General features: G+C 66.9%; 16 protein-coding genes. 11 read left to right on the top strand and 5 right to left on the bottom strand.

Annotation, left to right across the window (positions count from 1 at the left end):
* Positions 1 to 69 precede the first annotated feature (69 nt).
* From choX to choV, 3 genes are all read left to right on the top strand, one after another.
* Complete coding sequence (gene choX / locus ACTZWU_RS05565) at positions 70 to 1011, top strand: choline ABC transporter substrate-binding protein (RefSeq protein WP_444736358.1); 942 nt, start codon at positions 70 to 72, stop codon at positions 1009 to 1011.
* Between the two features lie 61 nt (positions 1012 to 1072).
* Positions 1073 to 1930: a choline ABC transporter permease subunit gene (gene choW / locus ACTZWU_RS05560; protein WP_444736357.1), complete on the top strand. Its 858-nt coding sequence runs from the start codon at positions 1073 to 1075 to the stop codon at positions 1928 to 1930.
* Entirely contained in the window at positions 1927 to 2937 is a 1011-nt protein-coding gene (gene choV / locus ACTZWU_RS05555) for a choline ABC transporter ATP-binding protein (RefSeq protein ID WP_444736356.1), read from the top strand. The genes choW and choV overlap by 4 nt, the downstream gene beginning before the upstream one ends.
* Before the next feature lie 7 nt (positions 2938 to 2944).
* Here choV and ACTZWU_RS05550 read toward each other — a convergent pair whose 3' ends face one another.
* On the bottom strand, positions 2945 to 3829 hold the full coding sequence (locus ACTZWU_RS05550) for an ABC transporter permease (protein WP_444736355.1): 885 nt from the start codon (positions 3827 to 3829) through the stop codon (positions 2945 to 2947).
* Positions 3830 to 3957: 128 nt separating this feature from the next.
* Here ACTZWU_RS05550 and ACTZWU_RS05545 point away from each other — a divergent pair, with 128 nt between their 5' ends.
* On the top strand, positions 3958 to 5235 hold the full coding sequence (locus ACTZWU_RS05545) for a sugar transporter (protein WP_444736354.1): 1278 nt from the start codon (positions 3958 to 3960) through the stop codon (positions 5233 to 5235).
* On the top strand, positions 5232 to 5900 hold the full coding sequence (locus ACTZWU_RS05540) for an ABC transporter ATP-binding protein (protein WP_444736353.1): 669 nt from the start codon (positions 5232 to 5234) through the stop codon (positions 5898 to 5900). The genes ACTZWU_RS05545 and ACTZWU_RS05540 overlap by 4 nt, the downstream gene beginning before the upstream one ends.
* Positions 5901 to 5903: 3 nt before the next feature.
* Here the strand turns inward: ACTZWU_RS05540 and ACTZWU_RS05535 are convergent, their stop codons facing one another.
* A complete protein-coding gene (locus tag ACTZWU_RS05535; protein WP_444736352.1) occupies positions 5904 to 6287 on the bottom strand; it encodes a DUF2147 domain-containing protein in 384 nt (127 codons plus the stop codon).
* A gap of 142 nt (positions 6288 to 6429) precedes the next feature.
* Between ACTZWU_RS05535 and hisA the strand changes: the two genes are divergently transcribed.
* The 6 genes from hisA to aat all read left to right on the top strand — a co-directional run bounded on the left by hisA (position 6430) and on the right by aat (position 10989).
* Positions 6430 to 7146 (top strand): 1-(5-phosphoribosyl)-5-[(5-phosphoribosylamino)methylideneamino]imidazole-4-carboxamide isomerase, encoded by a 717-nt coding sequence (gene hisA / locus ACTZWU_RS05530; RefSeq protein WP_444736351.1) that lies wholly within the window; start codon positions 6430 to 6432, stop codon positions 7144 to 7146.
* 136 nt (positions 7147 to 7282) lie between these two features.
* Positions 7283 to 8044, top strand: a complete 762-nt coding sequence (hisF, locus tag ACTZWU_RS05525) for an imidazole glycerol phosphate synthase subunit HisF (protein WP_444736350.1) — start codon at positions 7283 to 7285, stop codon at positions 8042 to 8044.
* A complete protein-coding gene (locus ACTZWU_RS05520) occupies positions 8041 to 8355 on the top strand; it encodes a phosphoribosyl-ATP diphosphatase (RefSeq protein ID WP_444736349.1) in 315 nt (104 codons plus the stop codon). Before hisF ends, ACTZWU_RS05520 begins: the two co-directional genes overlap by 4 nt.
* A 129-nt stretch (positions 8356 to 8484) precedes the next feature.
* Positions 8485 to 9003, top strand: a complete 519-nt coding sequence (gene accB / locus ACTZWU_RS05515; protein ID WP_444736348.1) for an acetyl-CoA carboxylase biotin carboxyl carrier protein — start codon at positions 8485 to 8487, stop codon at positions 9001 to 9003.
* A 5-nt stretch (positions 9004 to 9008) separates the two neighbouring features.
* On the top strand, positions 9009 to 10355 hold the full coding sequence (gene accC / locus ACTZWU_RS05510; RefSeq protein ID WP_444736347.1) for an acetyl-CoA carboxylase biotin carboxylase subunit: 1347 nt from the start codon (positions 9009 to 9011) through the stop codon (positions 10353 to 10355).
* Between the two features lie 4 nt (positions 10356 to 10359).
* On the top strand, positions 10360 to 10989 hold the full coding sequence (gene aat / locus ACTZWU_RS05505; RefSeq protein WP_444736346.1) for a leucyl/phenylalanyl-tRNA--protein transferase: 630 nt from the start codon (positions 10360 to 10362) through the stop codon (positions 10987 to 10989).
* On the opposite strand, the gene ACTZWU_RS05500 is transcribed toward aat, so the two are convergent.
* Genes ACTZWU_RS05500 through ACTZWU_RS05490 form a run of 3 tightly spaced genes read right to left on the bottom strand, consistent with a single transcriptional unit; the run spans position 10956 to position 12154 of the window.
* Entirely contained in the window at positions 10956 to 11318 is a 363-nt protein-coding gene (locus ACTZWU_RS05500) for a DUF2155 domain-containing protein (RefSeq protein WP_444736345.1), read from the bottom strand. The two genes, aat and ACTZWU_RS05500, sit on opposite strands and share 34 nt — an antisense overlap.
* Entirely contained in the window at positions 11315 to 11779 is a 465-nt protein-coding gene (gene mlaD / locus ACTZWU_RS05495) for an outer membrane lipid asymmetry maintenance protein MlaD (RefSeq protein ID WP_444736344.1), read from the bottom strand. The genes ACTZWU_RS05500 and mlaD overlap by 4 nt, the downstream gene beginning before the upstream one ends.
* A complete protein-coding gene (locus tag ACTZWU_RS05490; RefSeq protein WP_444736343.1) occupies positions 11780 to 12154 on the bottom strand; it encodes an NADH:ubiquinone oxidoreductase subunit NDUFA12 in 375 nt (124 codons plus the stop codon).
* Between the last annotated feature and the right edge of the window lie 6 nt (positions 12155 to 12160).

The following is a 12160-nucleotide window of genomic DNA, read 5'->3' as shown; positions in this document are numbered from 1 at the left end:
TGTTTGTTGTTGCCTTGTCGAAACAATGTAGCGTTAATTGATCAACCAATCAAGAACAGGGAGCCTTTCATGACACATCGCAGCATTGCGCCCGCGCTGACCGCCCTTGCCCTACTGGCCCAACCGACGCTGGCTATGGCCGACGATCATTGCGGCCGGGTCGTGTTTTCGGATGTCGGCTGGTCGGACATTACGGCGACGACGGCGCTGGCCACGACCGTGCTGGAGGCACTTGGCTATCAGACCGAGACGCGAATCCTGTCGGTGCCCGTGACCTATACGGCGCTGTCCACCGGCGATGTCGACGTGTTCCTGGGCAACTGGATGCCCACGATGGAGGCAGACATCGCCCCCTATGCCGAGGCCGGGACCGTCGATACCGTCCGCACCAACCTGACCGGCGCGAAATACACGCTGGCCACGAACCGCGCGGGCGCCGATCTGGGCATCACCGATTTCGCGACCATCGCCGAACACAAGGACGCGCTGGAAGGCCGCATCTACGGGATCGAGCCGGGCAATGACGGCAACCGCCTGCTGCTTGAGATGATCGCCATGGACCAGTTCGGCCTTGGCACCTTCGAGGTGGTGGAATCCAGTGAACAGGGCATGCTGGCGCAGGTGCAGCGGGCCAGCAATGCGGGCCGCCCGGTCGTCTTTCTGGGCTGGGAGCCGCACCCGATGAACGCGCAGTTCGACATGACTTATCTGACCGGCGGCGACGACGTGTTCGGCCCCGATCTGGGCGGCGCCGAGGTCCGCACCAACACCCGCGCGGGCTATGTCGAGGATTGCCCCAATGTCGGCCGTTTCCTTCAGAACCTCGAATTCTCGCTGGCGATGGAGAACGAGGTGATGGGCAAGATCCTGAATGACGGGCAGGAGCCCTCGACCGCCGCGCGCGACTGGCTTTCGGCCAATCCCGACGCCGCGACGCCGTGGCTCGACGGCGTGACCACGATCGAGGGCAACGACGCCGAGGCCGCCCTGACCGAGGCCCTGGCCGGATAAGGCCCGCCGCCCGGCGCGCCCCCGGGGGCCGCCGGGCGGGGTTGCAAGCAAGGACGCGCGCATGGAATTCCTGAACCTGCCTCTGGGCTGGATCACCGACAACAAGATCCCGGTGGGCCGGACGGCACGGTCCGTCTTTGACTGGCTGAACGCGAATGGCGCGGCGGTCTTCGACGCGATCTCGGCTGGGATGAACGCGCTGATCTCGGGCGTGCTGGCCGCGCTTCAGGCGCCGCATCCGCTGGTCTTCACCGCGCTGGCCATGGCGCTGACCTACGCGCTGCAACGCCGCATCGCGCCGGTCCTGCTGGTCGGCGCGGGGCTTTTGTTCATCCTGAACCAGGGCTACTGGACCGAGACGCTGCAGTCGCTGACGCTGGTCCTGTCGGCCTGCATCGTCTGCATGGCGATCGGGGTCCCCATCGGCATTGCGGCCGCCCACCGACCCCGGCTCTATGCCTGGATGCGCCCGGTTCTGGACCTGATGCAGACGCTGCCGACCTTTGTCTATCTGATCCCGGCCATCGTCTTTTTCGGCATCGGCATGGTGCCCGGCCTTCTGGCGACGGTGATCTTCGTGCTGCCCGCGCCGATCCGGCTGACGCAGCTTGGAATCGCCTCGACCCCGCCCGCGCTGATCGAGGCCGCGACCGCCTTTGGCGCCACCCGCCGCCAGCTGCTGTGGAAGGTCGAACTGCCAAGCGCCCTGCCCCAGATCATGGCCGGGCTGAACCAGACGATCATGCTGTCGCTGTCGATGGTCGTGATCGCGGCGCTGGTGGGCGCCTCGGGACTCGGCGTGCCGGTGGTGCGCGCGCTCAACAGCGTGAACACAGCGCTCGGCTTCGAGGCCGGGTTCGTGATCGTCGTCGTCGCCATCCTTCTGGACCGCATGCTGCGGATGGAGAACCGCAAATGAGCCGCATCGCCGTCGCGTTCGACCGCGTCAACATCGTCTTTGGCGATCACCCCGAACGCGCCCTGCCCTTGATGGACGAGGGGCTGGACCGCGGCCCGATCAAGGCGGAAACCGGCCAGGTTCTGGGTGTTCACGATTGCAGCCTCGACGTGGCCGAGGGCGAGATCCTGGTGCTGATGGGCCTGTCCGGTTCGGGCAAATCGACGCTGCTGCGCGCGGTGAACGCGCTGAACCCGGTCTGCCGGGGCGAGGTGCGGCTGCGCGTGGGCGACGATATGGTCAGCGTGACCGCCGCGCGCGGTCGCGCCCTGCGCGAGATCCGTCTGCGCCATGTGGCGATGGTGTTCCAGCAATTCGGCCTGCTGCCCTGGCGGACCGTGCGCGAGAATGTCGGTCTGGGCCTTGAACTGGCAGGCGTTCCGGCGGCGGAACGGCGCGCGGTGGTGGACCGGCATCTGGCGGTCGTGAACCTGACCGACTGGGCCGACCGCAAGGTGGGCGATCTGTCGGGGGGCATGCAGCAGCGCGTGGGTCTGGCCCGCGCCTTCGCCACCGAGGCGCCGATCCTTCTGATGGACGAGCCCTTCAGCGCGCTGGACCCGCTGATCCGCGCGCGGCTTCAGGACGAATTGCTGGAACTGCAGGCCCGCACCAAGCGCACGATCATCTTCGTCAGCCATGATCTGGACGAGGCCTTCAAGCTGGGCAACCGCATCGCCCTGATGGAGGGCGGGCGCATCGTGCAGGTCGGCACCGCGCGCCAGATCATTGCCGCGCCGGTGAACGACTATGTGGCGGATTTCGTCGCGCACATGAACCCCCTGGGCGTCCTGACCGCCGAGGACGTGGCCGAACCCGGCGCGCTGGACGAGGGACAACCCCTGCCCCGCGACCTGCCCCTGCGCGAGGTGATGCGCCACCTGGCCGAACGCCCTGCGATGGCGCTGGAGGGCGGCGGCGTGGTGCGGCGCGAGGCGGTTCTGGCGCGGCTGGCCGGGCGGGGGTGATCCCCGCTCAGCTCTGCTGCAGGTCGCGGTGATAGCGCAAGAGCAGCGCCAGCCCCAGGGCGAACACCCCCAGCCCCAGCCCGAAGACATAGATATAGCTGACGTAATCGCCGTGATAGCTGGGGTAGAACGCCTGCCGCATCTGGCCGACCACATGGACCAGCGGGTTCCACCACAGCCAGTCGCGGTAGGGCAACGGGATCGTGTCGAAAAGAAAGAAGATGCAGGACACCAGGAACAGCGGGCGCATCAGGATGCTCCAGACCGGCTGCCACCAGGTGAAGGCCTCGAAGAGGAAGCAGTTCATCACCCCGACCGCCGAGGCGATCAGGATCATCATCGCGAAAGCCAGCGCGATCTGCAGGATCTGCGGGTCGGTGCGCGTGTCCAGCATCAGCAGGATTCCGGTGAAGATCAGCACCGCCACCATCGCCTGGGTGATGACGCTGAACAGGATGCGCGCCAGCAGCGCGTCCATGAAGGTCACCGCCGGATAGGTCAGCAGCGACTTGGAATAGCGGATCGATCCCGCGACCTTGTTCGACATGTCCAGATAGGCCATGAACGGCACCACCCCGGTCGCATAGAAGATCGCGAAATTCGTCCCGAGCGGCGGCGCCCGGAAGCCCACCGAAAAGATGAGCGTCAAGAGGACGATCCCGCCCACAGGCTCGGCGATGGCCCAAAGATAGCCCCCGGCGGACCGGCCGTGGCTGGTCGCCATCTCGCGCAGCATCAGCGCCCCGATCGCCCGCAAGGACGCAAAGCGGCGATGCTTGCGGACCTCTTGCAGGTCGCCCTTTTTGCCCTGCCCGGCCTTGCGCTGCGGCAGCGGCGCGGCCGGCCGCTCGGCGGATCGGTCTGAGGGCTGGGGGGCGGAGATGTCTGACATCGCGGGGGCTCCGGGCTTCTCCGGCTCACGTTCCTTTGCCCGGACGGGCGGGGATCGCGCTGGAACTGTCCATCGGGCTTATGTATGAGGGCCGGGCAGAGATCAACAAGCCAAGGCGGCCAAAGCGCATGTCGGTTCCCTCGAACAGCCCCGCACAGGTCACGCCTCCGGGCCAGAGCAAGGCCCCCGCGCAGCAGGCCACATCGCAGCAGGCAAAAACCCAGCCGGTCCAGCCGCAGACCCCAAAACCCGCAGGCCCCAAGGCAGCCGCCGCCAAGCAACCGATCCGGCCGACCGCCAGCCCCGCCAGGATGAAGCCGCGCCACTACGGGATGGTGATCAGCTTCGCGCTTGTGGTGGCCCTGCCGCTTTTGATCAGCGCGTGGTACCTGAACTTCCGTGCGGCCGATCAATACGCCTCTTATGTCGGCTTTTCGGTGCGCAGCGAAAGCGCGCCGGGCGCCTCGGACATCCTGGGCGGGCTGGGCTCGCTGGTGGGCGTGACCAGCAGTTCAAGCAGCGATACCGACATCCTCTACAAGTTCATCCAGAGCCGCGATCTGGTCGAACGGGTGAATGCCCGGATCGACCTGCGAGAGGTCTGGTCGAAGGCGCCCGACGATCCGGTCTTCCGCTTCCGCGGCGGCACCAGCCTCGAGGATCTGTCGCGCGAATGGGACCGCAAGGTCCGCATCCATTTCGACACCGGCATGATCGACCTGCGTATCCTGGCCTTCACCCCCGAGGACGCGCAGGCCATCGCCAAGGCTATCCTTGACGAGGGCGGCATCCTGATCAACGAGCTGAACGACGTCGCGCGCGAGGATGCGCTGCGCTATGCCCGCCAGGAACTCGACCGCGCCGAGGCGCGCCTGCGCGAGGCCCGCGCCGAGATGACCGAGTTCCGGAACCGCTATCAGCTGGTCGATCCGGCGGCGGATGTGCAGGGACAGGTCGGCGTGGTCAGCTCGCTGCAACAGCAGCTGGCCGAACAGCTTGTGGCGCTTGGCCTGCTGCGCGCCAACGCCCAGGACAACGATCCGCGCATCGCCCAGACCGAATTGCGCATCGCCGTGATCCGCGAACAGATCGATGCCGAGCGGTTGAAGATCGGCAGCGTCAGCGGTGAACGCGCCCTGTCCGATCTGGTGGGCGAGTTCGAGACCCTCGCGGTCGAACGTCAATTCGCCGAGACCAGCTACACGACCGCGCTGGCCAGCTACGAGGCCGCCCGCGCCGAGGCCGCCCGCCAGTCGCGCTATCTGGCGCCCTATATCCGCCCCACCTTGGCGCAGGATGCCGAATTCCCCGAACGCACCACGCTTCTGGCGATGATCCTGGGGTTCCTCTTGCTGGTCTGGATCATCGGCACGCTGGTCTTCTACAGCCTGCGCGACCGGCGATGATCCATCTGGACGACCTCTGCAAGACCTACACGCTGAACGGCCGCCACAAGGTCGTGGCCGACCATATCACCATGACCTTTCCCAGCTTCACCTCGGTCGCGCTGCTGGGGCGCAACGGGGCGGGCAAGTCGTCGCTGCTCAAGATGATCTCGGGCGCGATGCTGCCCAGTTCGGGGCGCATCCTCTCGACCGGGACGATCAGCTGGCCGGTCGGTTTCTCGGGCAATTTCAGCGGCGAGCTGACGGGCGAGCAGAACACCCGCTTCGTTGCGCGCATCTACGGGATCGACACCGACGAAATGGTCGATTTCGTGGCCGATTTCGCGGAATTGGGGCAGCATTTCAAAATGCCGATCCGGACCTATTCGTCCGGCATGAAGTCGCGGCTGGCCTTCGGAATCTCGATGGCGGTGCCCTTCGACACTTATCTGGTGGACGAAGTATCGGCGGTGGGCGACGCTGCGTTCAAATCCAAGTCGAACCGCGTCTTCAACGACCGCCTGGCCCAGGCCGGGGCGGTCGTCGTCAGTCACTCGATGGGCCTTCTGCGCGAGATCTGCGATCGCGGCGCCGTGCTCGAGGCGGGGCGGCTGACCTGGTATGACGACATCAACGAGGCGATCGACGTCCACTTGGCCAACATGAAGCGCCCCCGCCCGGCGTGATGCCTACTGCACCTTGACCCAGGTCTGGCTCTTGCACAAAAGCCCGCCCGCGACGCAGCCCGACAGGCTCATCTGGTTGCCCGACACGGCAGCCTTGCCTGCATAGATGCGGTCATTGGCCGGGCGCCACACGCGGCCCTGGTAATTGCCGCCGCCTTGGGGGGCCATGTCGATGACGATCTGCCGCCCGACATTGGGCGAGGCATATTCGGCCTGGTCCTTGAAGGCGCGGGTGATCGTGCCGCAATAGGCGCTGCCGCAGGGCGCGATGGTGACATGGGCAAAGGCGCCCTCGTCAGGCTGGGTCTGCCAGACCCCCTCGATCGGGTCGGCGGCAGCCGCGCCCGCGGCCAGTGCCAGCCCGGCGGCCAGAATGATGTGACGCATGGTCCCTCCTCCTCAGGAATGGGACCAGATTGTCGCGGCCATCGCGCATCTGGCAAGCATGACGTCAGGTCCGCCTCTTGCCGCCGGACCTTGCGTCATGCCAAAGACGCGCCAGATCGATACCATCACGGAAGGGCGCGCCATGATCCTCTATCCTGCCATTGACCTGAAGGACGGCAATTGCGTGCGCCTGCTGCGCGGCGAGATGGAGGCCGCGACGGTGTTCGGCACCGACCCCGCAGCCCAGGCCCGCGCATTCCAGGACGCAGGCGCGCGCTATCTGCATCTGGTGGACCTGAACGGCGCCTTCGCGGGCCACCCGGTCAATGCCGCAGCGGTCGAGGCGATCCTTGCCGCCATCGACATCCCCGCCCAACTGGGCGGCGGCATCCGCGACATGGCGACGATCGAAACCTGGCTTTCGCGCGGGCTCGACCGGGTGATCCTAGGCACGGTCGCGGTCGAGAACCCCGCTCTCGTGCGCGAAGCCGCCGCCGCCTTCCCCGGCCACATCGCCGTCGGCATCGACGCGCGGGCGGGTCGGGTGGCCACGCGCGGCTGGGCGACCGAGACCGATATCGACGCGACCGACCTCGCCCGCCAGTTCCAGGACGCCGGCGTGGCCGCCATCATCTACACCGATATCGACCGCGACGGCGCGATGGGCGGCCCCAACATCGCGGCGACCGAGGCGCTGGCCCGCGCCGTCCAGATCCCCGTCATCGCCTCGGGCGGGGTCTCGTCACTGGCCGATCTCAAGGCGCTGGCCGCGACCGGCGTGATCGCGGGCGCGATCTCGGGCCGCGCGCTCTATGACGGCGCGCTGGATCTGGGCGAAGCTCTCGCCGCGCTCGGCTGATCCTTTGCCTTGGTGCAAATATCCCGGGGGGAATCGCGCTCGCGCGATGGGGGGCAGCGCCCCCCTGCCCGCTCTGGCCCCGCGCCCCGGCCTGCGCTAGAAGCAGCCTGACCGACCCCGACAAAGGCCCTGCCCGATGCTCAAGACCCGCATCATCCCCTGCCTCGACGTGGCCGATGGCCGCGTGGTCAAGGGCGTGAACTTCGTCGATCTGGTCGATGCCGGAGACCCGGTCGAGGCCGCCCGCGCCTATGACGCCGCCGGCGCCGACGAGATCTGCTTTCTCGACATCCACGCCACGCATGAAAACCGCGGCACGATGTTCGATCTGGTGACGCGCACGGCCGAACAATGCTTCGTGCCGCTGACGGTGGGCGGCGGCGTGCGGACCCATCACGATGTGCGCGCGCTGCTGCTGGCGGGGGCGGACAAGGTCAGCTTCAACTCGGCCGCCGTGGCCGATCCCGATGTGGTGGCCCAGGCCGCCGACCGATTCGGCAGCCAGTGCATCGTCGTGGCCATCGACGCCAAGACGGTCGCGCCGGGGGAATGGCGGATCTTCACCCATGGCGGCAGAAAGCCCACCGGCATCGACGCGGTCGAATTCGCGCGGCTGGTGGAGGCCAAGGGCGCGGGCGAGATCCTTCTGACCTCGATGGACCGCGACGGCACGCGGGCGGGCTTCAACCTGCCCCTGACCCGCGCCATCGCCGATGCGGTGAACATCCCCGTCATCGCCTCGGGCGGGGTCGGCACGCTGGATCACCTGGTCGAGGGCGTGACCGAAGGCCGCGCCAGCGCCGTCCTGGCGGCCTCGATCTTCCATTTCGGCACCCACACCATCGCCGAGGCCAAGGCCCATATGGCCGCCGCCGGCATCCCGATGAGGCTGACATGAGCGCCCTTCACCGCCTTGCCGCAACGATCGAGGCCCGCAAGGCCGCCGATCCCGACAGTTCCTGGACCGCGAAGCTGCTGTCGAAGGGCCCCGAGAAATGCGCCGAGAAATTCGGCGAAGAGGCCATCGAGGCCGTGATCGAGGCCGTCCGGGGCGACCGCGACCGCCTGACCGCCGAGGCCGCCGACGTGATCTTTCACCTGCTGGTGATGCTGGCGGCGCGGGACGTGACGCTGGCCGACCTCGAGGCCGAGTTGACCCGCCGCGAAGGTCAGTCCGGACTGGCCGAAAAGGCGGCACGTCAGGGCTGAAGGCATTGAATTCCAATACTGCGGGCCCTGAAGGGCGCCAGACCCTTCCCCTCGGGCAGGCAGAAAGGCTATAAGCCCCGCAATCGCCGCGCAGGAACGCGGCCCGACCAGAAGATGGCAGAGGATGGCATGAGCAACGATTCCAACACGGACAAGCATCACGAGGGCGACGTTGCCTTCATCCGGTCGCTGGCCGAACTTCTGAATGCAAGCGAGTTGAACGAGATTTCGGTCAAGCGGGAATATGGCGAACATGACCGCCTGACCGTCAGCCTGACCAAGCAGGGCAAGCAGGTGGTCTATGCCTCGGCCCCGGCCGCAGCCCCCGCAGCAGCCCCCGCACAGGCGGCGGCCTCCGCCGCGGCACCCGCCGCCCTGGCGGCCCCCGCCACCAGCGAGGACCCCGCCAGCCACCCCGGCGCCGTGACCTCGCCCATGGTCGGCACCTCGTATCTGGCCGCCGAGCCGGGCGCCGCGCCCTTCGTCACCGTCGGCCAGACCGTGGCCGAGGGCGACACGCTGATGATCGTCGAGGCGATGAAGACGATGAACCACATCCCCTCGCCCCGCGCGGGCACCGTCAAGCGGATCCTCGTCGATGACGGCACCCCGGTCGAGTTCGGCACGCCCCTGATGATCGTCGAGTGACGCGCATGTTCGACAAGATCCTCATCGCCAACCGGGGCGAGATCGCGCTGCGCGTGATCCGCGCCTGCCGCGAGATGGGCATCGCCTCGGTCGCGGTCCATTCCACCGCCGATGCCGACGCCATGCATGTCCGCATGGCCGACGAATCGGTCTGCATCGGCCCTCCCCCCTCGGGCCAGAGCTACCTGTCGATGCCGGCCCTGATTTCCGCCTGCGAGATCACCGGCGCGCAGGCCATCCATCCGGGCTACGGCTTCCTGTCGGAAAATGCCGGCTTCGTGCAGATGGTCGAGGATCACGACCTGGTCTTCATCGGCCCCCGCGCGGAACACATCCGCATCATGGGTGACAAGATCACCGCCAAGGACACGATGAAGGCGCTTGGCGTGCCCTGCGTTCCGGGCAGCGATGGCGGCGTGAACGATGTGGACGAGGCCAAGCGCGTCGCGGCCCAGATCGGCTATCCGGTCATCATCAAGGCCACCGCAGGCGGTGGCGGGCGCGGCATGAAGGTTGCGCTGGACGAGGCCGGGTTGGAAGTCGCCTTCCGCACCGCACGGTCCGAGGCCAAGGCCGCCTTTGGCAACCCGGACGTCTATATCGAAAAATACCTGCAACGCCCCCGCCATATCGAGATCCAGGTCTTCGGCGACGGCAAGGGCCGCGCGGTCCATCTGGGCGAACGCGACTGCTCGCTGCAGCGCCGCCACCAGAAGGTGCTGGAAGAGGCTCCTGGCCCCGCCATCTCGGCCGAGGAACGCGCCCGGATCGGCAAGATCTGCGCCGATGCCGTCGCCCGGATTGGTTATTCCGGCGCCGGCACGATTGAATTCCTCTATGAGGACGGAGAGTTCTACTTCATCGAGATGAACACCCGCCTTCAGGTCGAACATCCCGTGACCGAGGCGATTTTTGGCGTGGACCTTGTTCGCCAGCAGATCCGCGTCGCCGCCGGCCTGCCGATGGAATTCGAGCAGGACGATCTGGTCATCAACGGCCATTCGATCGAGGTGCGGATCAACGCCGAAAAGGTGCCGGGCTTCACGCCCTGCCCCGGCCGCATCACCCAATATCATGCGCCCGGCGGACTGGGCGTGCGAATGGATTCGGCGCTTTATCAGGGCTATTCGATCCCGCCCTATTACGACAGCCTGATCGGCAAGCTGATCGTGCATGGCCGGGACCGGGACGAGGCGCTGGCCCGCCTGTCGCGCGCCCTGGGCGAGCTGATCGTGGACGGCGTCGAGACGACCGTGCCGCTGTTCCGCGCCCTTCTGGCCGAGCCTGACATCCAGTCCGGCGACTACTCGATCCACTGGCTCGAGCGCTGGCTGGAGAAGCATTACGGCTGAGACTGTGATCGGCCCCGCGCGTCTACTGGACAGCTACGCGCGGGGCGTCTTTCCCATGGCCGACAGCGCCGAGGATGACCGCCTGTTCTGGGTCGATCCTCCGATGCGCGGGGTGCTGCCAGTGGGCGGCGTCCACGCCTCGCGCTCTTTGCTGCGAGATCTGAGGCGGGGGGGCTGGACGGCCCATCTGGATTGCGATTTCGACACCATCGTCGAAGGCTGCGCCGCCCGCGAGACGACCTGGATCAACGAGCCGCTGCGTCAGCTCTATCACCAGCTGCACCTGTCGGGGCACGCCCATGCGATCGAGGTCCGACGGGACGGAGCGCTGGCGGGCGGCATTTTCGGCGTCACGATCGGCGGCGCCTTCTTCGGTGAATCGATGTTCTCGACGCGGCGGAACGGGTCGCGCATGGCGCTGCTCTGGACCTCGTCGCATCTGAAACGCTGCGGCTTCCGCCTGTTCGACACGCAATTCCTGACACCGCATCTGGCCAGCATGGGCGGATACGAAATCCCGCGCACGCGCTATCAAGCGCTGCTGCGCGAGGCGATCACCCTGAGCGCAGATTTCCGGTCACATCATCTGCCTGGGGCCGATCAGCTCTGGCAGGAAATCACCCAGACATCGTAGCGGGCATCGTCCAGTGCTGACAAGGCCGGCGCGCTGGCCAGCATCCAGCCCGCGAAAACCTGCGTATTCTGGCGCAGATCGATGATCGTCAACTGTGCATAGGCGTCAGAACTGGGATCGGCGGCTGGATAGCGGCACTCGCCCAGCCGGATCTCAAGCCGGCCATAACGGATCGCCTCGCCCACCTGGACCGGCAGGTCCGTCACCCGGCCCGACACCTTGTCCAGCCCACGCAACATGGCAGCACCGGCGCGCTGCGTCTCGGCCTGATCCTGCGCCAAGGCACCGGTGGAAAGGGTCAGCGCCAGCATGGCGGCAAACCACTTCATGGCGCGGTCTCGCCCGATTGGCTGTCCACGAATTTCATCATCAGCTGAAACAGGCTGACAGCGCCCTGGACGTCCTCGATCTCGTCGCCGGGAGCGAGATTATCCATGCTGCCGCCGGGTTGAAGCTGGATATAGGCGCCGCCCAGCAGACCGTCCGACTGGATGATCGCGGCGCTGTCGGCGGGCAGCAGCACGTCCTGCGGCAACCGCAGCACCGCATCCGCCATGTAAGTCTGTCGGTTGAGCGTGATCGCGGCGACGCGGCCGACCGGCACACCGGCCAGCCGGACCTCGGTGCCCACGGTCACGCCATCGACATCGGGAAAGGAGGCCGTCACCTCATATCCGCTGCCGGGCATCATCCTGCCGCTGGCTGCCCAGCCCAGAAAGCCGATGGCCACCGCAAGGACAACCCCCCCGGCGACCAGCTCACCCCGCGCCTCGGAGGCCGTGACGCTCATTTATTCCGGCTGCCAGGCGTCGTAATCGCGGCGCTGAGCAGGCTGGGCCCGCATCAGCGACCCCTCGGGCACATAGGCCGCGGGCGTGCCAGTCAGGTTGGGCTTGTGCGGCTGTTCCCAGGTCTTGCGCGGCAGCGGCTGTTCGGTCGGCGCCTCGTTCCAGGTGTGGTGCAACCAGCCATGCCATTCCGGGCTGATGCGGCTGGCCTCGGCCTCGCCGTTGAAGATGACCCAACGGCGCTTTCCGTCGCGGCTTTTGTAAAAAACGTTACCCTCGACATCCTCGCCGACCTTGACCCCATTGCGCCAGGTCCAGAACTGGGTGTTGAGCGTCTGGCTGTTCCACCAGGTCAGGAAACGCAGCAGAAAGGACATCGGGTC

This window comes from Paracoccus sp. NSM (assembly GCF_052379855.1).
Classification (GTDB): domain Bacteria; phylum Pseudomonadota; class Alphaproteobacteria; order Rhodobacterales; family Rhodobacteraceae; genus Paracoccus.
The sequence above is the reverse complement of the archived record's forward strand: the minus strand, read 5'-3'. Positions and strand labels throughout refer to the sequence as shown.